Genomic DNA, 24869 nt, shown 5'->3' with positions numbered 1-24869 from the left:
CTGTTTTGCGGCTATGCCGGGTCCGTTCCCAATGAACTAACCCCGCTGCCGCGGACTGCTTCCGGGCCGCCGCTGAAGGCGGCGACCAATTTTTCAAGGACCGGCGAAAAGCCGCCGTCGGACGGGACGATCGCCGCGGAGGACGGCAGTTCCGACGTTCGGTGACAGGCCGTTGCATGTCCGATGCCATCCGCGGCCAGCTGGGGCATCTCGCTGCGGCAGCGCTCGACCACGTAGGGGCAGCGGGTGTGGAAGCGGCATCCCGGCGGCGGATTGAGCGCGCTGGGGATCTCTCCCTGCAGCACAATCCGGCTGCGCTTTGCCTGCGGTTTAGGCACGGGGATCGCGGACAAAAGTGCCCGGCTATAGGGATGGCTTGGTGCTGCGAACAGCGCGTCCGCTTCCGCGGTCTCGACGATCTGGCCGAGATTCATCACCGCCACGTGGTCGGCGATGTGCTTGACCACGGCGAGGTCGTGCGAGACGAAGATGTAGGCAAGGCCGAGCCGGTCCTGCAGCTCGCGCAGCAGGTTCAGGATCTGCGAGCGGATCGACACGTCGAGCGCGGAGACCGGCTCGTCGCAGATGATCAGCTTCGGTTCGACCGCTAGCGCGCGGGCGATGGCGATGCGCTGGCGCTGGCCGCCGGAAAATTCATGCGGATAGCGCCGCGCCAGCCGTGGCTCGAGCCCCACCAGGCGCAACAGCTCGGCGACGCGCTCGCGCCGCTGCGCTGACGGCACGAGGTCGTGCAGCGCCAGCGGCTCGGACAGGATCTGGCCGACGGTCATGCGTGGATTGAGCGAGGCGTAAGGGTCCTGAAAGATGATCTGCGCCTCGCGGCGGAATTTTCGTAGCGCGTTCGCATCGAGCGAGAGCAGGTCGCGACCCTCGAAGCGGATGGAGCCTGCGTCCGGCTCGATCAGCCGTAGCACCAGCCGGCTGACGGTCGATTTGCCGCAACCGGATTCGCCGACGAGGGCGAGCGTCTTGCCGGCTTCCAGCGAGAACGAGACGCCGTCGACCGCTTTGACATGCGCCAGCGGCCGGCCGAACAGCGAGCGCTCGGCGACGAAATGCTTGACCAGACTTTCGACCTCGAGGAGGGCGGTCATCTCTGCTCCTCGCGAATGCTGCTCTCGTGTCCCGGGCGCGGCGCAGCACGAAGTGTTGCGACGCCGAACCGGGACCCAGTCGGTTGCAGCATGGGCCCCGGTTCAGCAGCGCACCACTGCGCTGCGCTTGTGATGCGCTGCGCCCGGGGCACGAGAGAGGAGAGCTGCGCCATCACGACACCAGTCGTTCGAGTGGCGCGCGGATGCATCGCGAGAGGTGGCCGGGGCTGACCTCGGTCAATGGCGGCGGCGCCTTGGTGCAGGCCTCCAGCACGAACGGGCAGCGCGCGGCGAAGCGGCAGCCGGCCGGCGGCTGCGCCATGTTCGGCACCATGCCTTCGATCGTCGCGAGCTGCTCGGCGCGGTGGTCGAGCCGCGGGATCGAGCCGAGCAGGCCGACGGTGTAAGGGTGCTGCGGCGCGGAGAACAGCTCATCCACCGGCGCACGCTCGACGATCTCGCCGGCATACATCACCGCGACCTCGTCGCAGACCTCGGCGACGACGCCGAGGTCGTGGGTGATCAGGATGATGGCGGCGCCGCTTGCAGCTTTCAGCTCGCGCATCAATTCCAGGATCTGCGCCTGCAGGGTGACGTCGAGCGCCGTGGTCGGCTCGTCCGCGATCAAGAGACGCGGATCGCAGGCGAGCGCCATCGCGATCATCACGCGCTGGCGCATCCCGCCCGAGAGCTTGTGCGGATATTCGTCGATGCGCCGCTCGGGCGAGGGGATGTGGACGCGGCGCAACAGCTCGATCGCCCGCGCGCGCGCGCTCTTTCGTGAGCCGCCGCGGTGGCGCAGGATGGTCTCGATGATCTGGTCGCCGATGGTGAAGCTCGGGTTGAGCGAGGTCATCGGCTCCTGGAAGATCATCGCGAGCCGGTTGCCGCGCAAGTCGCGCAGGGTCTGGTCCGGTGTCTTCAGCAGGTCAAAACCGTCGAAGCGGATCGCGCCTGAAATCTCCGCGCTCTGCTTCGGCAGGAGGCCCATGATGGCCAGCGAGGTCACGCTCTTGCCGCAGCCGGATTCACCGACGAGGCCGAGCGTCGCGCCATTGGCAACACTGAGATCGACGCCGTCGACCGCATGGGTGATCCGGCCGTCGTCGCCGTGAAAGCGGATGCGTAGATCTGTGATCTCGATGAGAGGGCCGGCGCTCATGCCTGCCTTGCCTGTGCCGCGGCGATAGTTGCGTCGATGACGCTGCGATCGGTGTTGCCGGATGGATTTTGCCGCGTCGGCATGGAAGGGCGGAAGTGCACCCAGAGCTCCTGGCTGACCCGCTCGAGCCGTTCGAGCTCACCGAGTGGATCGGGATGATCGTCAGCCCGGATGTCGAGCGTCGGCCATTCCTCCTCGCCATGGATCAGCAGTGCGGCGGACTGCTTGCCGCGCTTGTCGCCGCCGGCGGCCTCGCCGGCGCGCATCGCCGCGAGCAGGCGGCGCGGGAAGGGCAGGCTGTCGTTGGCGATATAGGTCTTTGCGGTCTCGTCGAGCACGTCGGCGCCGGCGAGCATGTTGCCGGCAATCGAAAAGCCGCTGCCTGCGACGTGCCCGCACCAGTCGACGCAGTCGCGCCCAGTATGGGCGGCGATCTCGCCGCTCGCGTCCATGATGTGGACCTGCCGGCTCTCGCGGCCGTCGTCGGTGGCAAGCAGCGCGGCGAGAACGTCATGCACATTCAGGCCTTCACGCAGCAGCTTGAGGCCGTCGATGCCGTAATAGGGATTGACGAAGGCCTGGGTCGCGATGGCGCCGACGCCGGCCGCGATATAGGGCACACGTGCGCCGACAGCGAAGAAGCGGGTCGCAACCGCGATGCCGAACTGGCCGGTGGCAGGATCTCGCGCGATGATCGACCAGGTCATGTGTTGCCTTTAGCGTCCTGCGGCGTAGCCCTGCATGCCGCGCGGATTGGCGGCGGCGCGCCGGCGGACACCGACGCGCGAGGCCGCGGTGAGGCGGCCTTCGGACCAGTCGGGCCCGACCTCGACGATATGCCCGCGCTCGCGAAGGTTCTCGATCGTCGCCTTCGGCACGCGGTTCTCGACCACGAGCACGCCAGGACGCGCGGTGCGCGGCCAGAACGAGATCGGGAAATGCTCGGAATGCCAGGCCGGCGCGTCGATGGCTTCCTGGAGATTGAGATTGCAATGGACGTGGCGCAGGAAGAACTGCGTGATCCACTGGTCCTGCTGGTCGCCGCCGGGCGAGCCCCAGGCAAGGTAAGGCTCGCCATCCCGCAGCGCCATGCTCGGCGACAGCGTGGTGCGCGGGCGTTTGCCCGGCGCGAGAGAACTAGGTTGGTTCTCCTCCAGATCGAACATTTGTGCGCGGCTGCCGAGGCAGAAACCGAGTTCAGGAATGACAGGCGAGGATTGCAGCCAGCCTCCTGAAGGTGTCGAGGACACCATGTTGCCGGCCTTGTCGATAATGTCGAAATGCACGGTGTCGCCGCGCACCTCGCCGAAGCGCCCCACGGTGGGTTCACCGGCGCCGAGCGCTCCGACGGCCTCGCGCTGGCCTTCCGCGCGGCGCAGCTTGACCACGCCGCCGAAGCCCTCGACCGCGCCGGGCCGCAGATCGAGCGAAGCTTTGTCCGTGACGAGCTTGCGGCGCTCGTCGTTATAGGCATCCGACAGCAGCGTGCCGATCGGGATCTCGCTGAATTTCGGATCGCCGTAGAATTTTTCGCGGTCGGCGAAGGCGAGTTTTGCGCATTCGATCTGGAGGTGGATGAACTCCGGCCCGGTCGGATCGAGTCCGTCGAGTGAAAAGCCTTTCAGCAGTGCCAGCTGCTGCAGCGTCACCGGGCCCTGGCTCCAGACGCCGGCCTTGCAGACAGTATAGCGGCCGTAGTCGTAGGTGAGCGGCGCCTCGATTGTCGGCTGCCAGCGCGCCATGTCGTCTGCGGACAATACGCCGCGATGCGGCGAGCCGCTGACGTCCATCACTTCTTGCGTGCGGCAGAACTTGTCGATGGCCTCGGCGACGAAGCCCTGCGACCACGCCTTCCGCGCACGCTCGATTTCGGCATCGCGGCCGCCGCCGCCGCTCTCGGCCTCGTTCAGGATCCGCGCGTAGGTCGCGGCCAGCGTTGTGTTGGTGAACAGCGTGCCGGGCTTCGGCAACTCGCCGTTGGGCAGGTAGACGGCCGCGGAGGTCGGCCAGTGCTTGCGGAACAATTGCTCGACGGTCTGGATCGTGGCACAGGCGCGCTCGACCAGCGGATAGCCGTCGCGCGCATAGGAGATCGCGGGCTCCAGCACGTCGCGCACGCGCATCGTGCCGTAGTCGCGCAGCAGCATCATCCAGGATTCGAACGTGCCGGGGACGCAGGCCGCGAGCAGGCCGGTGCCCGGCACCATGTCGAGGCCCTCGCTCTTGTAATGCGCGATGGTGGCGCGGGCTGGTGCCGGACCCTGGCCGCAGATCACCTCGGTGCGACCGCGCTTCACGTCATGCACGATGATGGGCACGTCGCCGCCGGGTCCGTTCAGATGCGGCTCTACCACCTGGAGCGTGAAGGCGGTAGCGACGCCGGCGTCGAAGGCGTTGCCGCCCTTTTCCAGGATGGCCATGCCGACGGCAGTCGCGATCCAATGCGTGGTGGCGACGACCCCGAAGGTGCCTTCGATTTCGGGACGCGTCGTGAACGGATCGGGATTGACGTTGCTGGCCATGGGCTACCTCATTTGCGGCGCGCGCAATTGATCACAGCCGATGCTGGGATGCCAAATGCGCAGGCCGCATGGCACGCGCGCGTCACGCTGGGACCGGCGCGGTGTTCACGGCGTGACATGCGACGCCGCTAATCAGTTCCGGCGTTTCCTTGCGGCAGAGATCGAACGCCAGCGGGCAGCGCGGATTGAAGGCGCAGCCGGGCGGCGGATTGATCGGGTTCGGGATCTCGCCTTTCACTGGAATGCGCTGGCGGCCGCTCATGGCGAGGTCAGGCACGGCGCCCAGCAGCATCTTGGTGTAGGGCATGCGCGGATTGGCGAACAGCTCGCGCCCCTCCGCGATCTCGACGATACGGCCGAGATACATCACGCCGACGCGGCTCGCCATATGGCGGACCACGGCGAGATTGTGGCTGATGAACATGTAGGTGAGGCCGAACTTGTCCTGAAGGTCGCGCATCAGGTTCAGGATCTGCGCCTGCACGGAGACGTCGAGCGCCGAGGTCGGCTCGTCGCAGACGATGAACTCGGCGTCGGAGGCGAGCGCCCGCGCGATCGCGATACGCTGGCGCTGGCCGCCGGAGAATTCGTGGGGAAATTTCAGCCGGTCGTCCGGATGCAGGCCGACGAGGGTGAGCAACTCGCCGACGCGCGCCTGGATGTCGCGCTCGCCCTGGATCAGGTCGAACGCGCGGATCGGCTCGGAGATGATGGCATCGACACGGAAGCGCGGGTTCAGGCTCGCATATGGATCCTGGAAGATCATCTGGATGCGGCGGCGCAGTTTGCGGCGCGCCTGCGCCTGCCGCGGATCCGTCATCGAGACCCCGTCGATCAGGACGTCGCCGGCGCTCGGCGGCAACAGGCCGACGACCATCCGAGCGACGGTGGTCTTGCCCGAGCCGGACTCGCCGACCAGCGCGAACGTCTCGCCCTTTCTGATATCGAAGGTGACGTGATCGACCGCCTTGAGATATTCGAGGTGGCCTCCCTCGAGCACGCGGTTGAGCCACGGCTTCGAGACGTCGAACACACGGCGCAGATTTGTCGCCTGGACGAAGGGCGTGCTCATGCCGCGCTCTCCGCCGGCACGTCGTCATAGAGATGGCAGGCGACCGATTGCGCGCCCCGCGGCAGCGGCTCCGGCCGCTCGACCCGGCAGCGGTCGAAGGCAAAGGCGCAGCGCGGATTGAACGAGCAGCCGCGCGGGATCGCCGAGAGGCGCGGCATCGAGCCGGGGATCTGCTGCAGGCGCTTGTCGTCGCCGGCCAGCGTCGGGATCGCGCCCATCAACCCCTTGGCGTAGGGATGAAGCGGATTTCGCACGACATCCTGGACCGGACCGATCTCGGCGACACGGCCGGCATACATCACCGCGACGCGGTCCGAGGTCTCCGCGATCACGCCCATGTCGTGCGTCACTAGCATCACGGCGGTGCCGTGGTCGCGGCCGAGCCGCTTGATCAGCGAGATGATCTGCGCCTGCACGGAGACGTCGAGCGCGGTGGTCGGCTCGTCCGCGATGATCAGCTCAGGCTCGGCGCAGATCGCCAGCGCAATCACGACGCGCTGGCGCATGCCGCCCGAGAACTCGTGCGGATAGCCGTCGATGCGCTTGTCCGGCGCGGGAATACCGACCTCGGCGAGCAGGTCGATGGCGCGGCGGCGGGCGGCGGATTCGGACAAGTTCAGGTGCGTCCTGATCGTCTCGACGATCTGGTCGCCGACCCGGTAGAGCGGATTGAGCGAGGTGAGAGGATCCTGGAAGATCATGCCGATCCGTTTGCCACGGATGCGGCGCATCTCCTCCGGCGGCAGATTGTCGATGCGCAGTCCGGCAAGACGGATCTCACCGCCGGCGATGCGGCCGGGCGGATCGATCAGGCCGATCACCGCGAGGCCGGTGACGGACTTGCCGGCGCCGGATTCGCCGACCACGCCCAGCACCTCGCCCTTGGCGATGTCGAAGGAGACATCGTCGATGGCGCGCAGGGTGCCGCGGCGGGAGGCGAACTCCACCTGAAGATTGCGCACGGAGAGGATGGGTTCGGTCATGAGCGAGGCGTATTCATCGAAGGATTGCTCATCGAAGCGTTGCTTATCGGAGTTTCGGATTGAGCGCGTCGCGCAGCCAGTCGCCGAGCAAATTGATCGACAGGATCAATCCAGCGAGCGCCAGGCCGGGGAAGACGACGATCCACCATTCGCCCGCGAACAGATAGTTGTTGCCGATGCGGATCAGCGTGCCGAGCGAGGGCATCGTGTCGGGCAGGCCGACGCCGAGGAAAGAGAGCGTCGCCTCGGTGATGATGGCAAGCGCGAGGTTGATGGTGGCGATGACCAGGATCGGACCCATCGTGTTGGGCAACACGTGCCGCAGCATGATCTTCGGCGCCGGCAAGCCGATCAGCTGCGCGGCGGCCACGTAGTCCTTGTTCTTCTCGACCATCACGGAGCCGCGCACCGTCCGGGCATAGCCCACCCAGAAACTCAGGCCGATCGAGATCACCAGCACCACCAGCATGCTGTTGGCATCCAGCCGGTTGCCGAAGATCGATTTGGCGATGCCGTTCACCAGCAGCGCGATCAGAATGGCGGGGAAGGTGAGCTGCACATCGGCGATCCGCATGATGACGCCGTCGACCGCGCCGCCGAAATAGCCCGCGATCAGGCCGAGCGCGATGCCCAGCGCGCCGGCGAAGATCACGCCTGCGACGCCCACGGCGAGCGAGATGCGCATGCCGTAGAGGATCGCGGAGAACACGTCGCGCCCCTGCTCGTCGGTGCCGAGCAGGAACGGGCTTTGGCCGTCGGCGGTCCACAGCGGCGAGATGCGCGAGTTCATCAGCTGAAGCTGCGCCGGATCGAACGGGTTCTGCACCGCGAGCGCGGACGCAAAGATCGCGAGCAGGAAGAACAGCACGGTGATGGCCGCCGCCACCATGGTCAGCTTGGAACGGCGGAACGAATAGAAGATGTCGCTGTCGAGCGCGCGGGCCAGCCAGCTGCGGCCGGCAGGCGCGGCCGGCGCGCTTGGCTCGGTGGAATTGGAGGCGACTGCGTCGGACATGCAGGGCTTCCCTTAGGTGGCACGGCCGACGGTCGCGCGCAGGCGCGGATCGACCACGGTATAGAGGATGTCGACCACCAGATTGATGGTGACGAAGATCAGCGAAACCATCAGCAGGTAGGCGGCCATGATCGGGATGTCGACGTTTTGCACGGCCTGCACGAATAGAAGTCCCATGCCCGGCCACTGGAACACGGTTTCGGTGATGATCGAAAATGCAATAACCGAGCCAAACTGAAGTCCCGCCACCGTGATCACGGGAATCAGCGTGTTCTTCAGCGCGTGGCCGAAATGGATGGCGCGGGTGGTGAGCCCGCGGGCGCGGGCAAAGCGGATATAGTCGGTCCGCAGCACTTCCAGCATCTCCGCACGCACCAGCCGCATGATCAGGGTCATCTGGAACAGGCCGAGCGTGATCGAGGGCATGATCAGTGCCTTCAGTCCCGACAGCGTGAGCAGGCCCGTGCTCCACCAGCCGAGCTTGACCACCTCGCCGCGACCGAACGAGGGCAACCAGCCCAATGTCACGGCGAACAGATAGATCAGCAGGATGCCGATCAGGAACGTCGGCAGCGAGATGCCGATGAGCGAGACCGCCTGGAATAATTTGGCCAGAATCGTGTCGCGCCTGAGCGCCGAATAGACGCCCATCAGGATGCCGAACACCATTGCAAACACGGTGGCGCAGATCGCCAGTTCCAGCGTTGCGGGCATGCGTTCCATCAGCAGCGTCGAGACTGGCTGGCGGAACTGGTAGGAGACGCCGAACTTGAACTGCGCTGCATCGGCGAAATAGCGGATGAACTGCACCGGCACGGGATCGTCGAGACCGAGCGACTTGCGCACGATTTCGCGTTCGGCCGCCGACGTGTCTATCGAGACGATCTGGTTGACGGGATCGCCGGCGAAACGGAACATCGAGAACGCGATGATGCCGACGGCGAACATGACGCCGATGGCCTGAACGGCGCGGCGAAGAGTGAAAGCGAGCATGCCTTCCACTGTCCTTGGGTGAGCGTGCGGCTGACGACCTTGTCAGCCGGAAAAAGGAAAGGTCCCGGACGCCTGACGCCTCCGGGACCTCGTGTTCAACTGACGCTATTCCTTCTTGGTCGCCCAGTGGAACATGACCAGATTGTCCGCGCGTTGCGGCAGGTTGACCTTTTTCGAGACGCCCCAAGCCAGTGCCTGCTGATGCAGCGGGATGTAGGCCCAGTCCTTGATGCTGATCTCGTAAGCCTGCTTGATCAGCTGGTTGCGCTTGGCGGTGTCGGTCTCGACCAGCACCTTGTCGGTGATGGCGTCGAACTCCTTGTTGCAATAGCCGCCGAGATTGGCTTCGCCGCGCGAGGATTTCGCATCGTCGCGGCAGCCCATGATGTCGTAGAGCACGTTGTGCGAATCCATCGTGCTCGGCGTCCAGCCCAGCAGGTAGAACGAGGTCTGGTAGCCGCCCTGCTTCAGCACCTTGGCGAAGTACTGCGCCTTCGGCTGTGCCAGCAGATTGATCTTGACGCCGATGCGGGCAAGCATGCCGACGACGGCCTGGCAGATCGCGGCGTCGTTGACGTAGCGATCGTTCGGGCAGTCCATCGTGACCTCGAAGCCATCGGGGTAACCGGCCTCGGTCAGGAGCTTCTTGGCGCCGTCCGGATCGAATTTCGGCCGCGTGAACTCCTTGGACAGCGCGAACAGTTCCGGCGCGATCATCAGTGCCGAGGGCGTCGACAGCCCGCGCATGACGCGCGTCTTGATCAGTTCGATGTCGATCGCCTTGTAAAAGGCTTCACGGACGCGGGCGTCCTTGAACGGGTTCTTGCCCTTGATGTTGGAGTAGAGCAACTCGTCGCGGGTCTGGTCGAAGCCGATGAAGATGGTGCGCAGCTCCGGTCCCTTCAGCACCTGCGCGTTCGGGCTTGAATCGACGCGCGAGATGTCCTGGATCGGCACCGGCTCGATGACGTCGACTTCGCCCGAGAGCAGCGCGGCGACGCGGGTGGCGTCCGAAGCGATCGGGGTGAAGATGATCTCCTTCAGATTGCCTTCCATCTTGCCCCAGTAATTGGGGTTGGCCTTGAACACCGTCTTCACGCCGGGCTGATGGCTTTCGATGATGAAGGGGCCGGTGCCGTTCTCGTTGAGCGAGGCGTAGCTCGGCGTGGTCGCCGCCACCGGCGTCGGATCGACGACGTTGTTCGCCTCGGCCCATTTCTTGTCCATGATGTACCAGACATCCCACGAATTGTGCAGGATGGGATTGGGCGAGGGCAGGACGAAGTCGACGGTGTAGTCGTCGACCTTCACGACCTTGATGTCGGGCGCGAGACGGGTCTGCATATTGGACCCCTTCTTGCGGACGCGATCGGCGGAGAACACGACGTCGTCGGCGGTGAAGGGGTCGCCGTTGTGGAATTTCACGCCCTTGCGCAAATGGAAACGCCAGCGCGTCGGCTCCGGAGTTTCCCAGCTTTCCGCCAGCGCCGGAATGATCTTGAGGTCCTTGTCGCGCGCGGTGAGGCCTTGATAAACGTGTCCGAGATGGGCGTGGGTGGTGCTTTCGTTGAGCGTGTAGGGGTCAAGGGACTTCAGGTCACCCTGGTTGGCATAACGCAGCGTCTGGCTGGTCGCCGGCGAGACCGCTAGCGCAAACGTACCGGCGAGCGTCGCCGCAAACAGACTTCGACATACTGACATTCTTGACCCTCTCCACACCGCCGTGCCGGTGGTTTTTGATTGTTCGGCCGGCCGATCAATCCATGTTGCCCAGAGTTCTCGACCGGTGCAAGCGCCATTCCAGCAAGGAACGCGCCAAGTTGCGCCGCTGTGCAGCAATGCTGACCGTGCTGCCCGGCATGGGGCAATCGCCTCTTTCGACTTTGGTTGACCATACCGGCCAATTGCGGGACGGGGCACGCCCGCGCCGGCATCAGGTCGCTTGCGTCGCACCACAACTCGCGGCGATACTCCACAAAGCCGCTCGAATCTCAATCCGGAGGGGACATGAAAGTTAATATCGAAATCGACTGCACCCCCCTCGAGGCCCGCCAGTTCTTCGGGCTGCCCGACGTGATGCCGATGCAAACCGCGGTCATGGACAAGCTGCAGCAACAGATGATGTCCAACATCGACAAGGTCTCGCCGGAATCGCTGATCCAGAGCTGGTTCACCTTCGATCCGAAGATCGCCGAGCGCTTTCAGGACATGTTCGCCACCATGGCCGGCCTCGGCAGTCCGCGTAGCGGCGACAAGAAGAAATAGTGTCGCCCGGGCGGGAGGGGGAGCTGGAGACAGACCGGCTTCGTCCGCCGGGGCTCGGTCTTTTGCTCGCCGAAGCCCGCGGCCTGTTGGAGCTCAATGCGAGCCTCTTGCTGTCGCCGATCCTGATGCGGGCGCCGAGGGGCGATGGCCATCCGGTGCTGGCGCTGCCGGGCTTTCTCGCCAGCGACCTCTCGATGGTGCCGATGCGGCGCTATCTCAGCGAACTCGGCTATGAGGCACATGCCTGGCGAATGGGCCGCAATCTCGGCGGCCTCGGGCGGATGCGGGAAGCCTTGCGCGCCCGCCTTGCCGAAATTCATGCCGCCACGGGGCGTAAGGTCAGCCTGGTCGGATGGAGCCTCGGCGGCGTCTATGCCCGCGACCTCGCGCTGTGGGCGCCCGACAAGGTCCGCTATGTCATCACGCTCGGCAGCCCCTTCGCCAATGATGTGCGGGCGACGAACGCCACGCGGCTCTACGAGGCCCTGTCCGGCGAACGGGTCGAGGATCTTGCGGAGGCGCGCGAGGCGATCGCCGGCGATCTGCCGGTGCCGGCAACCTCGATCTATTCGCGCGCCGACGGTGTCGTGAACTGGCGGACCTGCTTGCTGCGTCCCTCCGACCGGGCCGAGAACATCGAGGTGCTCCTGGCCAGCCATCTCGGGCTCGGCGTGAACCCCGCGGCGCTGTGGGCGGTGGCGGACCGCCTGGCGCAACCGGAAGGGGAATTCTCGCCATTTGACCGGGCCGGGCCGTTTGCCATTGCATATGCCCCGCCGGAACAGGCAGTATCGGCCTGACGAGAAGCGCCGGTAAGGCGCCCGTCAAATCGTTGCGGGAGGGAACTATGGCTGACGGTAAGAAGCTGTCGTCGCTGGACGCGTCGTTTCTCTATCTGGAAACGCCTGAGATGCCGATGCATGTCGGGAGCATGGCGATCTTTCGTCTGCCCGACGACTACAAGGGCGACTTCTTCGAAGACTTCAAGGCGATGATCGTCTCGCGCCTGCACATCGCGCCGATCCTGAAAGCGCGACTGGAGAAGGCGCCGCTCGATATCGACCATCCCTCCTGGGTCGAGGACGACCAGTTCGACATCGACCGTCACATCTTCCGCGCCAGCCTGCCGCAGCCGCGCGACCGGGCCACGCTCGAGCGCATCGTCGGCTGGATGCATGCCAAGTTGTTGAATCGCGCCCGCCCGCTCTGGGAGTTCTACGTATTCGAGGGCATGAAGGACAACGAGGTCGGGCTCTATTCCAAAATGCACCATGCCGCGATCGACGGCGGCGCCGGTGCGGCGCTGACCAACATGATCTACGATATCACCCCGATCCCGCGCAAGGTCGAGCCGCCGACGGCGGGAAGCAAGGCTGGACAAGAGCCGCGCGACATCGCCGCGAACCTGCTCGATTCCTACCAGCAGTTGTTCAACCAGCCGCTCGACGCCGGTAAGGCCGCCCAGAACCTGCAGCTGCCGCGCACCGGCAAGAGCGATATCGGCTCGATCCTGTTCGACAATGCGATGTACCAGATCGAGAGCGCGGTGCGCTTCGCGGGCAACATCCCGACCATGGTCAAGAGCGTCTCCGAGGTGCTCGGCAAGGTCTCCGATCCCAAGTCGCGCGAGAGCCTCGCCAGCATGGTGTCGCCGCCGACCATGCTGAACAAGACCATCTCGTCGGAACGCAGTTTTGCCGGCGTTTCGATCTCGCTGTCGCGCTCCAAGGCGTTGGCGAAGCTTGCCGGCGGCAAGCTCAACGACGTCGTGCTGGCGCTCGCCTCCGGCGTGGTCCGGCGTTACCTGAAGGAGTACAGCACGCTGCCGGCGAAATCGCTGACGGCTGCTGTGCCGATCTCGCTGCGCGAGGAGGGCAACACCGAGGCCAACAACCAGGTGTTCGGCATGATCTGCTCGATCGCGACCAACATCGACGATCCCAAGGCGCGGCTGGAGGCCATCATCGCGCAATCGACAAAGTCCAAGGAGATGTCGCATCCCTTGCGCGCATTGATGCCCCAGGTCTCCAACATCTCGATGCTGGGTGCACCGATCATGGTGCAGATCCTGGCGCTGCTCTACAGCCGCTCCAACCTGTCGGACGTGCTGCCGCCGGCGGCCAACATCACGGTGTCCAACGTGCCCGGACCGCGGCAGACGCTCTACGCTGCCGGCGCCGAACTCTTGCACATCTTCCCGGTGTCGATCTCGACGCACGGGCAGGCGCTGAACATCACCGTGCAGAGCTACCGCGACCAGCTCGACTTCGGCTTCATCGTCGGCGCCAACATCATTCCGCACGTGCAGGTGATGTGCGACATGCTGCCGGCGGAGTTTGCCGCGCTGGAGGCGGCCTACGCGCCGCCTGCGGCGGATATCAAGGGTGCCGCTGAGTAGGACTATTGCAATGATTGAAATGCCGCCGCTCAAGTTCGCGCAGACGAACGGAATCCGCATGGGCTATTACGAGGCGGGCCCGGCCGACGACAAGCCGCCGATCGTGCTGTGCCACGGCTGGCCCGAACTCGCCTTCTCCTGGCGTCACCAGATCAAGGCGCTGAGCGAGGCCGGCATCCGCGTGATCGCACCCGATCAACGCGGCTATGGCGCCTCCGACCGGCCGGAGCCGGTCGAGGACTACGACATGGAGCATTTGACCGGCGACCTCGTCGGTCTGCTTGATCATCTGAAAATCGACAAGGCGATCTTCGTCGGTCACGACTGGGGCGGCTTCGTCGTCTGGCAGATGCCATTGCGGCATCCGACGCGCGTCGCGGGCGTGGTCGGCGTCAACACCCCGCATTGGGACCGCGCGCCGATCGATCCCATCGCGCTGTTCCGCCAGCGCTTCGGCGACCAGATGTATATCGTCCAGTTCCAGGATCCGGCGCGCGAGCCGGACCGGATCTTCGGCAGCCGGGTCGAGCAGACCTTCGACGCCTTCATGCGCAAGCCGCTGGCGCGGCCGGCGGCGAAGCCGGACGAGCCGCCGATCGCAGGCGTCGGCGCTTCGTCGAAGACCAATCTGGCGTTTCCGCAAATGATCGCGGCGTATGATGCCAAGGTCGATCCACGCACGCCGATCCTCTCGGCCGACGAGAAGAAGGTGTTCGTCGACACCTTCACGAAAACCGGCTTCACCGGCGGCATCAACTGGTATCGCAACTTCACCCGCAATTGGGAGCGGGCAAAGGGACTGGACCATCACATCCACGTCCCGTCCTTGATGATCATGGCCGAGAACGACGCGGTGCTGCCGCCATCGGCGGCCGACGGCATGGAGAAGCTGATCAGCGATCTCGAGAAATACCTGGTAAAGGACAGCGGCCACTGGACGCAGCAGGAGAAGCCGGAAGAGGTCAGTGCCAAGCTGATCGAATGGCGTAGAAGGCGATTTGGCTAATCATCATTGCGAACTCGTCATTGCGAGGAGCGAAGCGGCGAAGCAATCCAGACTGCCTCCGCGGAAATATTCTGGATTGCTTCGCTTCGCTCGCAATGACGACATTGAGGCAGGGGACTAAATTTCGATGTCATCCAAGAACCGTCTGGACCCGATCCCGCATCCGCCGACCAAGCCGGTGGTCGGCAACATGCTGTCGCTGGACTCGGCTGCCCCTGTGCAGCACCTGACGCGGCTTGCCAAGGAGCTCGGTCCGATCTTCTGGCTCGACATGATGGGCTCTCCCATTGTCGTCGTGTCCGGCCACGGTCTCGTCGACGAGCTCTCCGACGAGACGCGCTTCGACAAGACGGTGCGCGGCGCGCTGCGGCGCGTGCGCGCGGTCGGCGGCGACGGCCTGTTCACCGCCGATACCAAGGAGCCGAACTGGAGCAAGGCGCACAACATCCTGCTGCAGCCGTTCGGCAACCGGGCCATGCAATCCTATCACCCGAGCATGGTCGATATCGCCGAGCAGCTCGTCCAGAAGTGGGAGCGGCTCAACGCCGACGACGAGATCGACGTCGTTCATGATATGACGGCGCTGACGCTGGACACGATCGGGCTGTGCGGTTTCGACTACCGCTTCAACTCCTTCTACCGGAGCGACTATCATCCCTACGTCGAGTCGTTGGTGCGCTCGCTCGAAACTATCATGATGACGCGCGGCCTGCCGTTCGAGCAGATCTGGATGCAGAAGCGGCGCAAGACCCTCGTCGAAGACGTCGCCTTCATGAACAAGATGGTCGATGAGATCATCGCCGAGCGCCGCAAGAGCGCAGAGGGGAGCGACGACAAGAAGGACATGCTCGCCGCGATGATGACCGGCGTCGACCGTTCGACCGGCGAGCAGCTCGACGACGTCAACATCCGCTACCAGATCAACACCTTCCTGATCGCGGGCCACGAGACCACCAGCGGCCTGTTGTCCTACACGCTCTATGCGCTGCTCAAGCATCCGGAGATCCTCAAGAAGGCCTATGACGAGGTCGATCGCGTCTTCGGCCCCGACGTCAATGCCAAGCCGACCTATCAGCAGGTGACGCAGCTCACCTACATCACGCAGATCCTGAAGGAGGCGCTGCGGCTGTGGCCGCCGGCGCCGGCCTATGGCATCTCGCCGCTCGCCGACGAGACCATCGGCGGCGGCAAGTACAAGCTCCGCAAGGGCACCTTCACCACGATCCTGGTGACGGCCCTGCACCGCGATCCCTCCGTCTGGGGGCCGAATCCCGATGCCTTCGATCCCGAGAATTTCAGCCGCGAGGCTGAGGCAAGACGGCCGATCAATGCCTGGAAGCCGTTCGGCAACGGCCAGCGCGCCTGCATCGGCCGCGGCTTTGCCATGCACGAGGCTGCGCTCGCGCTCGGCATGATCCTGCAGCGCTTCAAGCTGATCGACCACCAGCGCTACCAGATGCATCTGAAGGAAACGCTGACGATGAAGCCGGAAGGCTTCAAGATCAAGGTGCGCCCCCGTGCCGAGCGCGAGCGCGGCGCCTACGGTGGGCCTCTTGCGGCTGCGTCCTCTGCGCCGAAGGCGCCGCGCCAGCCGACGGCCCGGCCCGGCCACAACACGCCCATGCTGGTGCTCTATGGCTCCAATCTCGGCACTGCCGAGGAATTGGCCACGCGCATGGCGGACCTTGCTGAGATCAACGGCTTTGCCGTGCATCTCGGTCCGCTCGACGACTACGTTGGCAAGCTGCCGCAGGAGGGCGGCGTGCTCATCATCTGCGCGTCCTATAACGGCGCGCCGCCTGACAATGCGACGCAGTTCGTCAAATGGCTCGGCGGCGACTTGCCGAAAGACGCCTTTGCCGGTGTGCGTTACGCCGTGTTCGGCTGCGGCAACAGCGATTGGGCCGCGACCTATCAATCGGTGCCCCGCCTGATCGACGAGCAATTGTCGGCGCATGGCGCGCGCGCGGTCTATCCGCGCGGCGAAGGCGATGCGCGCAGCGATCTCGACGGTCAGTTCCAGAAGTGGTTCCCGGCCGCGGCCCAGGTCGCGACCAAGGAATTCGGCATCGACTGGAATTTCACCCGCACCGCCGAGGACGATCCGCTCTATGCGATCGAGCCTGTGGCGGTGACCGCCGTCAACACCATCGTCGCCCAGGGCGGCGCTGTGGCGATGAAGGTACTGGTCAACGACGAGCTGCAGAACAAGAGCGGGGCCAATCCGTCGGAGCGTTCGACGCGCCACATCGAGGTGCAGTTGCCCGCCAACGTCACTTATCGCGTCGGCGATCACCTCAGCGTCGTCCCGCGCAACGATCCGACTCTGGTGGATTCGGTCGCCCGCCGCTTCGGTTTCCTGCCGGCCGACCAGATCAGGCTTCAGGTGGCCGAAGGCCGCCGCGCGCAATTGCCGGTGGGGGATGCGGTGTCGGTCGGTCGCTTGCTCAGCGAATTCGTCGAGCTGCAGCAGGTCGCAACCCGCAAGCAGATCCAGATCATGGCCGAGCACACTCGCTGCCCCGTCACCAAGCCGAAGCTGCTGGCCTTCGTCGGCGAGGAGACGGAGCCGCTCGAACGCTATCGCGCCGAGGTCCTGGCCAGGCGCAAATCGGTGTTCGATCTGCTGCTCGAATATCCCGCCTGCGAACTGCCGTTCCACGCCTATCTGGAGATGCTCTCGCTGCTGGCGCCGCGCTATTACTCGATCTCGTCCTCGCCGTCGGTGGACCCGGCGCGCTGCAGCGTCACGGTCGGCGTGGTCGAAGGTCCCGCCGCCTCCGGCCGGGGCGTCTACAAGGGCATCTGCTCGAACTATCTCGCCAATCGCCGGGTCGGCGATACGATCTACGCGACCGTGCGCGAGACCAAGGCCGGTTTCCGCCTGCCGGACGATCCATCCGTGCCGATCATCATGGTCGGCCCGGGCACCGGCCTTGCGCCGTTCCGCGGCTTCCTCCAGGAGCGCGCTGTGCGCAAAGCGAAGGGGGCCAGCCTCGGGCCATCGATGCTGTTCTTCGGCTGCCGCCACCCCGATCAGGATTTTCTCTACGCGGAAGAACTGAAGGCGCTGGCCGCAAGCGGCATCACCGAGCTGTTCACGGCGTTCTCGCGGAGCGATGGACCGAAGACCTATGTGCAGCATGTGCTTGCCGCGCAGAAGGACAAGGTCTGGCCGCTGATCGAGCAGGGCGCGATCATCTATGTCTGCGGCGACGGCGGCAAGATGGAGCCCGACGTGAAGGCGGCCCTGGTTGCAATCCACCGCGAGAAGAGCGGCAGCGATGCCGCCGCCAGCGCGCGCTGGATCGAGGAGATGGGGACGCAGAACCGCTATGTGCTCGACGTCTGGGCGGGCGGGTGATTGTTCGTCCGATCGTGCTAAACGTCGCCCATGATTCCCTGGGAAAAAATCGACACCGCCAAGATCCCCGGCTCCGACGAAGAGCTTCGCCTGATGCGACGGGGCAAGGAGTTCTCCATCAAGCTCGGCACCAACGAGCTGATGAACAATCGTCTGTCCGGCTCGGAAGCTGCGCTCGCGACGCTTGCCGCAAAGCAGATCGAGAAAGTCGCAAAACCCGTCGTTCTGGTCGGTGGCCTCGGCATGGGTTTTACCTTGCGCGCGGCGCTCGCCGTGCTTGGCCCCAAGGCGAAGATCGTGGTCTCCGAGCTCGTGCCGGCGGTGGTGAGCTGGGCGAAAGGCCCGATGGCGGAGGTCTTCGGCGACAGCCTCGATGATCCCAGGGTGGACATAAGGGAAATCGACGTCGGCGAGATCATCCGTGCGAAGAGCGCAGCCTACGACGCCATTCTCCTGGACGTCGACAACGGGCCCGAGGGGTTGACCCGAAGGGGCAACGACGCGCTCTACAATGCGAGCGGGCTAACGGCGGCGAAGACGGCCCTGCGGCCGGGCGGCGTGCTGGCGGTGTGGTCGTCCGGACCCAACCCCGCATTCACCAAGCGTCTCAAGCGCGTCGGCTTGGACGTCAACGAAGTCGCTGTCCGCGCAACCGGCAGAGGCGGCGGCGCGCGCCACGTGATCTGGATCGCGCGGAAGAGCTAAGCCGTCTGCGCCGCCGCGCCATGCGCGTGCTTGTCGATGGCGCCGATGATCTCCGGCCAGAACCGCATCGGCAGCGCGTGGCCCATGCCTTCGATCGTCAACAGCTTTGCGTTCGGGATTGACTCTGCGGTGTCCTTGCCGCCCTCCGGCCTGACCAGCGGATCGACCGTGCCGTGGATCACCAGCGTCGGAGTGGTCACTGCGTGGAGCCGCTCCTTGCGGCTGCCGGACGCCAGCACGGCGCGGAGCTGGCGGCCGACGCCGGCCGGATTGAGACCGCGGGCGAACACGCGCTCGGCACGTTCGGGGTCGAGCGCTTCCTCCTCCGGAAAATGTCCGGCGCGCAGCAGCTTCCAGGTCTCGCCGTAGCGGACGATGAACTCCTCCTTGCTGCGCGGCGGCGGCGCCATCAGCATGGCCGCGGCCTCGCGCGACGGGGGCGGGACGCGCGGATTGCCTGTCGTCGACATGATCGATGTCAGCGAACGGACGCGGTGCGGAAACGACAGCGTCACCTCCTGCGCGATCATGCCGCCCATGGATGCTCCGACCAGATGCGCCGACTTGATGCCGAGCGTATCCATCAGGGCAACCGTGTCCTTGGCCATGTCGATCAGTTTGTAGGTCGCGGCGACAGGGATCTTGAGGAACCGCAGCTTCAGCAGCTCGAGCGGCGTCAACCGCTTGCCGCCGGTGAGATGGCTGGACTTGCCGATGTCGCGGTTGTCGAAGCGGATGACGCGGAAGCCGCGCGCGGCAAGCTGTTCGCAGAACGCATCGTCCCAGTGGATCATCTGCGCCCCGAGCCCCATGATCAGCAGCAGCGGCTCGGCATTGTCGTTGCCGAAGATCTCGTAGCAGATGTCGATGCCGTTGGCGCGGACGGTCTGGGGCGGCTGATGGCTGGTCACGGACGCGGTCCCTCCTGCTGATCGATGCTGTATCGCATGGTTTCACGCCGCAAAGAAGGCGTGTGCGCCGCACTTGAGGACCTGCCGGTTGACCGGCACCGCGCAACGGTGTGGTATGGCGCAAAAAGAAGGGCATCGCAGCTCTCGATTTCAGGAGGACGCCGATGACCGACAAGACCAACGACCCCGTTGCCATGTGGCAGAAGATGGTGGGCGAGATGGAGAAGGGGTTCAACTCTTTCGCCAACCAGGCCATGTCGTCGCCCGAGTTTTCGCAAGTCGTGAACCGCGCGGGCGGAGTTGCTGCAGGTGCTCAGAAGCAGCTCGGCGAGCTCATGGAGAAGTATCTCGTCACGATGAACCTGCCGAGCCGGGAGCAGGTCACAAGTCTGGCCGAACGGCTGCAGTCGATCGAAGCCCAGATCGGCGAGATGAAGTCGATGCTGAGCCAGATGGCGGCCAATGCCGGCATCTCGCAAGGTTTCGATGGGACGCCGCGGCCGCCGCGGACGAAGCGTCCGCCTTCCGAAAACGGAGGCCAGACATGAACGCGCCGGCGGGACTCGATCTCGCATCCATCCCGGAGCGCATTCAGTCCGAGGTGCAGCGCGCGATCCAGCGCAGCATCAAGGGCGTCGAATATTTCTCGACCTCCGGCCCTTCACTCGGCTCGACTCCGAAAGACGTGCTGCATACGCGTGGCACCATGAATCTCTATCACTACCGACCGATGTCTGACGAGATCTACCGCGTGCCGGTGCTGATCGTGATGGCCACCACCAACCGCGGCTACATTCTCGACCTCGTCCCCGGGCAGAGCTTCATCGAGTTCCTGCTCAAGCGCGGCTACGATGTCTACATGCTCGACTGGAGCGCGCCGCGGCCGGAGGAGAAGAGCCTGCGGATGGAGGACTACGTCCTCGACTTCATCCCGGATTGCGTCCGCCGCGTGCAAGCCGATTCCGGCGAGCAGGACGTCTCTGTCATCGGCTATTGCTTCGGGGGCGTGCTGTCGTTGCTGTACGGCGCGATCCACAAGGACGGGCCGATGAAGAACCTGATCTGCTTCACCACGCCGATCGACTTTCGCGAGATGAAGCTGTTCTCGAACTTTTCCGACCGTCGCTATTTCGACGTCGACCATCTCGTCGACAGTGTCGGCAACGTGCCGCCGGAGATGATCCTGTCCTCGTTCGAGATGCTGCGCCCGGCCTCGCGCACGGTGAGTCAGATCCAGCTCTGGGAGAACATCTGGAACGATGAGTTCGTCAAGTCGTACCGGCTGTTCGACCGCTGGGCGACCGACACGCTGCCGCTTGCGGGCGAGTATTTCCGCACCATCACCAAGGACCTGATGTGGGACAACAAGCTGTTCAACGACACCATGTCGGTCGGCGGTCGCGCGGCGAAGCTCGAGGATATCAAGGTGCCGTTCCTGCATGCGGTCGCCGAGCACGACCACATCGTGCCGTATGAGGCGGCCAAGCACCTGGTCGCGAAGATCGGGTCCGAGGACAAGGAAGAGGTGATGCTGAAGGGCGGTCACGTCTCGCTCGTCGCCGGCGCCAACGCCGTGAAGCGGCTGTGGCCGAAACTGGATTCCTGGCTGGGAAAGAGATCGACATGAGCGAGCAGCGTTCCTATCCGCGTCACGTCAAGACCGACGCCGGCGATATCGAGATACGCCTGATGTCGCCCGCGGACGAAGCCGCGGTGCTCGCCTTCGGCAAAGGCCTGCCGACCCACGATTTGTTGTTTCTTCCGCGCAATATCAGCGAGCCGAAGGTGCTGTCGGCCTGGGTCAAGGAGATCGAGCGTGGCGCGATCACGAGCCTGCTTGCGATCGCGGACGGCAAGGTGGTCGGCTGCGGAACGCTGGTGCGCGATCCGCATTCCTGGTCGCCCCATGTCGGCGAGATCCGGATGGTGGTCTCGCTCGACGTTCGCGGGAAGGGGGTGGGGCGGGCGCTGTCGCAGGAGACCTTCGCACTCGCGCTCGGCGCGGGCCTGGAAAAACTCTCGGTGCAGATGACGGTCGACCAGCAGGCCGCGATCGCCGTTTTCGAGAGCCTCGGCTTCAAGGCAGAAGCGTTGCTGCGAGACCATGTCCGGGACGTCGACGGCAAGACCCACGACATCGTCGTGCTCGGCCACAACATCGCGCAGGTCCAGGCCCAGATGGAGGCCTACGGCCTGCCGGGCGCGGTCCAGCATTAGGGCGCTTCGGGACTTTGTCTGGCGGGAGAGGCAGCATATTGCCTCTCGTTAAGGCGGTTCACGAGTTCGTGATATCGCAGTGCAATATCAATGTTGCATCGCACCATTAACTATGCCATATAAGTCGTGCCCCGGGCCAATGCGGACGGGGTGAGCCCATAGCTCAGATCAAATGAGGATGGAGACAACCCCATGACCACCGAAACCAACACCACTTTCGAGGGCTTCAAGGACGCTTTCAAGAACATCCAGAACCTGGAAGTTCCCGAGGCCGCCCGCGAGTTCGTCAAGAAGACTGCCAATACCGCCAAGGACCGTGCTGCCGAGGCCTTCGCCGGCTCTGAGCGCGTGACTGCCGCCGTCGAGAACGCGGTGACCGAATCCGTCGCCGAGGCCGGCAAGATCAGCCGCAACATCCAGCAGGCGATCTATGACGACGCCCAGGCGTTCTTCGCCGGCATCGACAAGCTTGCGTCCGCCAAGTCGTTCAGCGAGGCCGTCGAGATCCAGTCGAGCCTGCTCCGCTCCCGCGGCGAAGTGTTCGTCTCGCGCGCCAAGGCGACCGCGGACTATGTCGGCCAGCTGGCCGCCAACGGTGCCAAGTCCGCTCAGGACAATTTTGCCAAGGTCTACAACAAGACCGCCTGATCTGGCGCCCTGAGTTCAAACTGAAATTTGAGGCCCGCTTCGGCGGGCCTTTTGTTTTTGTCGCCTGCGTTCCCCGGATGCAGTGCCAGCGCGGCCCTGGCGATGCGAAGCATCGTCCAGGCGGCGTGGTGCACTGCCGATCCGGGGTCCATGGTGGGTCCCGCCTCGACGTCGCTACGCTGCGCGTTGCGCCTTGTCCGGGACACGAAGAGACCGACGCGCTAAGTATCCCTCATGACTCCCCTCGCCACCTTCTCCTTTGACACCCCCGGCGACGCCGAACGCGCGGCCGAGCTGCGCCGCGTCAAGGCGCTGGCGACGCTGGTGCTGGCTTCGACGCTTGCGCTGTTCATCATCGCAAAGTGGCTGCTGCCCGTGCATCCCGCCTTCGGCTTCATCGCCGCCTTCGCGGAAGCCGCGACCATCGGCGGGCTCGCCGATTGGTACGCCGTGGTTGCCCTGTTCAAGCGGCCGCTCGGCTTGCCGATCCCGCACACCGCGATCATCCAAAGCAACCAGGCCCGCATCGCCGACAAGCTCGGCGAGTTCATCCAGGTGCATTTCCTTTCGGCAGATCCCGTCGAGGCCAAGCTGAAGGAGATCGATTTCGGCTCCTTCGTCGCCGACTGGCTGCGCGATCGCAAGCGCAGCGATGATCTGGCGCGCTTCGCGCTCCGTTTGCTGCCGGAAGCCGTCTCGGCGACCGAGAGCTCGGGCCTGATGACCTTCATCATCCGTCGCATGTCTTCGCAATTGCAGGCGATCGATCTTGCGCCGCTTGCAGCCGGCACGCTGCGCGGCTTCGTGGCCGAAGGGCGCCACCAGATTCTGTTCGACGATCTCCTGCGCGTGATGCACGAGACGCTGAACCAGACAGAGACGATGGGGATGATCCGCGAGAAGGTGCGCGCGGAATTGCCGACCCTGCTGCGACTCTATCGCGCCGACAAGTTTCTGGTGAACAAGATCGTGGCCTCCGCTACCGCCTTCTTCAACGAGGTGCGCAGCGATCCCAAGCATCCGTTCCGCGGCGAGTTCGACCGCATGGTGCTGAGCTTCGTCGACCGGCTCGGTACCGATCAGGCCTATATCGACCGCATCGACGGCTTGAAGCGTGATCTGCTGGCGCGGCCCGAGCTTGCCGATCTCGCTCGCACCGTCTGGGCCAATACGCGCTCCTTCATCGAGCGTAGTGCGAGCGGCGAGACGCAGGTGCTGCAGCATCACCTTGCCGGAATGTTCGTCGCGGCGGGCGAGGCGCTGGCCGGCGATGCCGAGCTGCGCGGCGAAATCAACAAGGGGCTGGTCACGGTGCTGCGCAGCTTCATCGCCGATCAGAAGAGCGGCGTTTCGATCTTCATCTCCGACCAGGTCAAGGCGTGGGACATGGCGCAGTTGATTTCGCTGATCGAAATCAACATCGGGCGCGACCTGCAATACATCCGCTTCAACGGCTCGCTGATCGGCGGCCTCGCCGGGCTCGCGCTCTACTCCGTAGAATTCCTGCTTCGATGGCTGTGACTTTTGCGTCACGGCCGTTATCATTAACGCGCGGGGCTATTGTCGCCCCGCGACTCTCCCGCTTGAATGTCGGAACCCGGCCGCCTAGCTGATTCATGTTGCGCTGCGGAACGATCCAGAAGCCGGCGTGTTGGAATTCATGCCCATTTTGCCGGCCTCTCGACCGGCCCTTCTCAGGGGAAACAGTGATGAACGCTACTGCCCAGACGCTGCGTGCGCCGTCCAAAACTCTGATGTTTTTGGAAGGGCGTGCGATCCATGAGTTTGGCGCGTTCCTCGGCGCACTGCCTCTGCTGAGTCTTGCGCCGCGTGGCGACGGGCATCCGGTGCTCGTGTTGCCGGGCCTCGTGGCCTCCGATGCCTCCACGCGCGCGCTGCGCACGTTCCTGGGCAGCAAAGGCTACGCGGTGAGCGGCTGGCGCCAGGGCCGCAATTACGGCCTGCGTGACGGTGTGCAGCACGCGATGGTCGATCTGGTCCAAGAGCTCAACGACACCCATGGCCGCGCGATCAGCCTGGTCGGCTGGAGTCTCGGTGGCCTCTATGCGCGTCAGCTCGCCAAGATGATGCCCGAGCGCGTGCGTCAGGTCATCACGCTGGGCAGTCCTTTTGCCGGCAATCCCCGTTCGACCAATGCCTGGCGCGTCTATGAATGGGCGAGCGGGCAGAAGTCCGACGAGGTCGATCCCGACTTCGGCAGCGAGCTCGCCGTGCCGCCGCCGGTGCCGACCACCGCCATCTTTAGCCGCACCGACGGCGTCTGCGCCTGGCAGGGCTGCATGGAAAAGGCGGGAGCGCAAACCGAGAGCATCGAGGTCGAGAGCAGCCATTGCGGCATGGGCCACCATCCCGCCGTCGTCTATGCCGTTGCCGACCGTCTCGCGCAGAAGGAGGGCCAGTGGCGCCCCTTCGACCGCAGCGGCTGGCGCAGCGTGGTGTATCCCGATCCGCATCGGTAGGTTCTTCGCCTCT

The 24869-nt window shown here is 64.8% G+C and carries 22 protein-coding genes; 12 read left to right on the top strand and 10 right to left on the bottom strand.

Going from position 1 to position 24869, the window contains the following annotated elements:
- Positions 1–11: 11 nt before the first annotated feature.
- From SE92_RS13810 to SE92_RS13770, 9 genes are all read right to left on the bottom strand, one after another.
- Positions 12–1115: an ABC transporter ATP-binding protein gene (locus SE92_RS13810; protein WP_063196272.1), complete on the bottom strand. Its 1104-nt coding sequence runs from the start codon at positions 1113–1115 to the stop codon at positions 12–14.
- Positions 1116–1287: 172 nt separating this feature from the next.
- Positions 1288–2277: an ABC transporter ATP-binding protein gene (locus tag SE92_RS13805; protein WP_063196270.1), complete on the bottom strand. Its 990-nt coding sequence runs from the start codon at positions 2275–2277 to the stop codon at positions 1288–1290.
- On the bottom strand, positions 2274–2984 hold the full coding sequence (locus SE92_RS13800; protein ID WP_063196268.1) for a DUF1028 domain-containing protein: 711 nt from the start codon (positions 2982–2984) through the stop codon (positions 2274–2276). Before SE92_RS13800 ends, SE92_RS13805 begins: the two co-directional genes overlap by 4 nt.
- Positions 2985–2993: 9 nt before the next feature.
- The gene (locus SE92_RS13795; protein WP_063196266.1) at positions 2994–4799 is read right to left on the bottom strand and encodes a gamma-glutamyltransferase family protein; all 1806 of its coding nucleotides are present in this window, start codon (positions 4797–4799) and stop codon (positions 2994–2996) included.
- Between the two features lie 82 nt (positions 4800–4881).
- On the bottom strand, positions 4882–5871 hold the full coding sequence (locus SE92_RS13790) for an ABC transporter ATP-binding protein (RefSeq protein ID WP_063196264.1): 990 nt from the start codon (positions 5869–5871) through the stop codon (positions 4882–4884).
- Complete coding sequence (locus SE92_RS13785; protein ID WP_063196262.1) at positions 5868–6854, bottom strand: ABC transporter ATP-binding protein; 987 nt, start codon at positions 6852–6854, stop codon at positions 5868–5870. The genes SE92_RS13790 and SE92_RS13785 overlap by 4 nt, the downstream gene beginning before the upstream one ends.
- A 43-nt stretch (positions 6855–6897) precedes the next feature.
- Positions 6898–7869 (bottom strand): ABC transporter permease, encoded by a 972-nt coding sequence (locus SE92_RS13780; protein ID WP_063196260.1) that lies wholly within the window; start codon positions 7867–7869, stop codon positions 6898–6900.
- A gap of 12 nt (positions 7870–7881) precedes the next feature.
- Positions 7882–8862: an ABC transporter permease gene (locus SE92_RS13775; RefSeq protein ID WP_063196258.1), complete on the bottom strand. Its 981-nt coding sequence runs from the start codon at positions 8860–8862 to the stop codon at positions 7882–7884.
- Positions 8863–8967: 105 nt separating this feature from the next.
- Positions 8968–10563 (bottom strand): ABC transporter substrate-binding protein, encoded by a 1596-nt coding sequence (locus SE92_RS13770; protein ID WP_063196256.1) that lies wholly within the window; start codon positions 10561–10563, stop codon positions 8968–8970.
- Positions 10564–10869: 306 nt separating this feature from the next.
- On the opposite strand from SE92_RS13770, the gene SE92_RS13765 reads away from it, so the two are divergent.
- The 6 genes from SE92_RS13765 (at position 10870) to SE92_RS13740 (ending at position 18600) form a co-directional block, all read left to right on the top strand.
- Complete coding sequence (locus SE92_RS13765; RefSeq protein WP_063196254.1) at positions 10870–11127, top strand: DUF6489 family protein; 258 nt, start codon at positions 10870–10872, stop codon at positions 11125–11127.
- On the top strand, positions 11127–11927 hold the full coding sequence (locus SE92_RS13760) for an esterase/lipase family protein (RefSeq protein WP_063196251.1): 801 nt from the start codon (positions 11127–11129) through the stop codon (positions 11925–11927). The genes SE92_RS13765 and SE92_RS13760 overlap by 1 nt, the downstream gene beginning before the upstream one ends.
- A gap of 47 nt (positions 11928–11974) precedes the next feature.
- On the top strand, positions 11975–13525 hold the full coding sequence (locus SE92_RS13755; protein WP_063196249.1) for a wax ester/triacylglycerol synthase family O-acyltransferase: 1551 nt from the start codon (positions 11975–11977) through the stop codon (positions 13523–13525).
- Positions 13526–13535: 10 nt separating this feature from the next.
- Entirely contained in the window at positions 13536–14531 is a 996-nt protein-coding gene (locus tag SE92_RS13750) for an alpha/beta fold hydrolase (protein WP_063196246.1), read from the top strand.
- 127 nt (positions 14532–14658) lie between these two features.
- The gene (locus tag SE92_RS13745; RefSeq protein ID WP_063196244.1) at positions 14659–17895 is read left to right on the top strand and encodes a bifunctional cytochrome P450/NADPH--P450 reductase; all 3237 of its coding nucleotides are present in this window, start codon (positions 14659–14661) and stop codon (positions 17893–17895) included.
- Between the two features lie 30 nt (positions 17896–17925).
- Complete coding sequence (locus SE92_RS13740) at positions 17926–18600, top strand: spermidine synthase (protein ID WP_063196242.1); 675 nt, start codon at positions 17926–17928, stop codon at positions 18598–18600.
- On the opposite strand, the gene SE92_RS13735 is transcribed toward SE92_RS13740, so the two are convergent.
- Complete coding sequence (locus SE92_RS13735) at positions 18597–19511, bottom strand: alpha/beta fold hydrolase (RefSeq protein WP_063196240.1); 915 nt, start codon at positions 19509–19511, stop codon at positions 18597–18599. The two genes, SE92_RS13740 and SE92_RS13735, sit on opposite strands and share 4 nt — an antisense overlap.
- 164 nt (positions 19512–19675) lie before the next feature.
- Between SE92_RS13735 and SE92_RS13730 the strand changes: the two genes are divergently transcribed.
- From SE92_RS13730 to SE92_RS13705, 6 genes are all read left to right on the top strand, one after another.
- A complete protein-coding gene (locus SE92_RS13730; RefSeq protein WP_063196238.1) occupies positions 19676–20059 on the top strand; it encodes a hypothetical protein in 384 nt (127 codons plus the stop codon).
- On the top strand, positions 20056–21138 hold the full coding sequence (locus SE92_RS13725; protein WP_063196236.1) for a PHA/PHB synthase family protein: 1083 nt from the start codon (positions 20056–20058) through the stop codon (positions 21136–21138). The genes SE92_RS13730 and SE92_RS13725 overlap by 4 nt, the downstream gene beginning before the upstream one ends.
- A complete protein-coding gene (locus tag SE92_RS13720) occupies positions 21135–21728 on the top strand; it encodes a GNAT family N-acetyltransferase (RefSeq protein ID WP_063196234.1) in 594 nt (197 codons plus the stop codon). The genes SE92_RS13725 and SE92_RS13720 overlap by 4 nt, the downstream gene beginning before the upstream one ends.
- 192 nt (positions 21729–21920) lie before the next feature.
- Entirely contained in the window at positions 21921–22376 is a 456-nt protein-coding gene (locus SE92_RS13715; RefSeq protein ID WP_063196232.1) for a phasin, read from the top strand.
- 234 nt (positions 22377–22610) lie between these two features.
- Entirely contained in the window at positions 22611–23897 is a 1287-nt protein-coding gene (locus SE92_RS13710; protein ID WP_063196230.1) for a DUF445 domain-containing protein, read from the top strand.
- Positions 23898–24085: 188 nt separating this feature from the next.
- Positions 24086–24856, top strand: coding sequence for an esterase/lipase family protein (locus tag SE92_RS13705; protein WP_063196228.1), 771 nt, complete (start codon positions 24086–24088; stop codon positions 24854–24856).
- The last annotated feature ends 13 nt before the right edge of the window (positions 24857–24869 follow it).

This window comes from Bradyrhizobium sp. AT1 (assembly GCF_001590795.1).
In the GTDB taxonomy this organism is placed as follows: domain Bacteria; phylum Pseudomonadota; class Alphaproteobacteria; order Rhizobiales; family Xanthobacteraceae; genus Bradyrhizobium.
Note: the sequence above shows the minus strand (reverse complement) of the source record. Positions and strands in the feature narration are given on the sequence as shown.

Bases quoted from the DNA above. Each gene is read 5' to 3' on its own strand.
- SE92_RS13810 (WP_063196272.1), bottom strand. From the start codon at position 1,115: ATGACCGCCCTCCTCGAGGTCGAAAGTCTGGTCAAGCATTTCGTCGCC.
- SE92_RS13805 (WP_063196270.1), bottom strand. From the start codon at position 2,277: ATGAGCGCCGGCCCTCTCATCGAGATCACAGATCTACGCATCCGCTTT.
- SE92_RS13800 (WP_063196268.1), bottom strand. From the start codon at position 2,984: ATGACCTGGTCGATCATCGCGCGAGATCCTGCCACCGGCCAGTTCGGC.
- SE92_RS13795 (WP_063196266.1), bottom strand. From the start codon at position 4,799: ATGGCCAGCAACGTCAATCCCGATCCGTTCACGACGCGTCCCGAAATC.
- SE92_RS13790 (WP_063196264.1), bottom strand. From the start codon at position 5,871: ATGAGCACGCCCTTCGTCCAGGCGACAAATCTGCGCCGTGTGTTCGAC.
- SE92_RS13785 (WP_063196262.1), bottom strand. From the start codon at position 6,854: ATGACCGAACCCATCCTCTCCGTGCGCAATCTTCAGGTGGAGTTCGCC.
- SE92_RS13780 (WP_063196260.1), bottom strand. From the start codon at position 7,869: ATGTCCGACGCAGTCGCCTCCAATTCCACCGAGCCAAGCGCGCCGGCC.
- SE92_RS13775 (WP_063196258.1), bottom strand. From the start codon at position 8,862: ATGCTCGCTTTCACTCTTCGCCGCGCCGTTCAGGCCATCGGCGTCATG.
- SE92_RS13770 (WP_063196256.1), bottom strand. From the start codon at position 10,563: ATGTCAGTATGTCGAAGTCTGTTTGCGGCGACGCTCGCCGGTACGTTT.
- SE92_RS13765 (WP_063196254.1), top strand. From the start codon at position 10,870: ATGAAAGTTAATATCGAAATCGACTGCACCCCCCTCGAGGCCCGCCAG.
- SE92_RS13755 (WP_063196249.1), top strand. From the start codon at position 11,975: ATGGCTGACGGTAAGAAGCTGTCGTCGCTGGACGCGTCGTTTCTCTAT.
- SE92_RS13750 (WP_063196246.1), top strand. From the start codon at position 13,536: ATGATTGAAATGCCGCCGCTCAAGTTCGCGCAGACGAACGGAATCCGC.
- SE92_RS13745 (WP_063196244.1), top strand. From the start codon at position 14,659: ATGTCATCCAAGAACCGTCTGGACCCGATCCCGCATCCGCCGACCAAG.
- SE92_RS13740 (WP_063196242.1), top strand. From the start codon at position 17,926: ATGATTCCCTGGGAAAAAATCGACACCGCCAAGATCCCCGGCTCCGAC.
- SE92_RS13730 (WP_063196238.1), top strand. From the start codon at position 19,676: ATGACCGACAAGACCAACGACCCCGTTGCCATGTGGCAGAAGATGGTG.
- SE92_RS13725 (WP_063196236.1), top strand. From the start codon at position 20,056: ATGAACGCGCCGGCGGGACTCGATCTCGCATCCATCCCGGAGCGCATT.
- SE92_RS13720 (WP_063196234.1), top strand. From the start codon at position 21,135: ATGAGCGAGCAGCGTTCCTATCCGCGTCACGTCAAGACCGACGCCGGC.
- SE92_RS13715 (WP_063196232.1), top strand. From the start codon at position 21,921: ATGACCACCGAAACCAACACCACTTTCGAGGGCTTCAAGGACGCTTTC.
- SE92_RS13710 (WP_063196230.1), top strand. From the start codon at position 22,611: ATGACTCCCCTCGCCACCTTCTCCTTTGACACCCCCGGCGACGCCGAA.
- SE92_RS13705 (WP_063196228.1), top strand. From the start codon at position 24,086: ATGAACGCTACTGCCCAGACGCTGCGTGCGCCGTCCAAAACTCTGATG.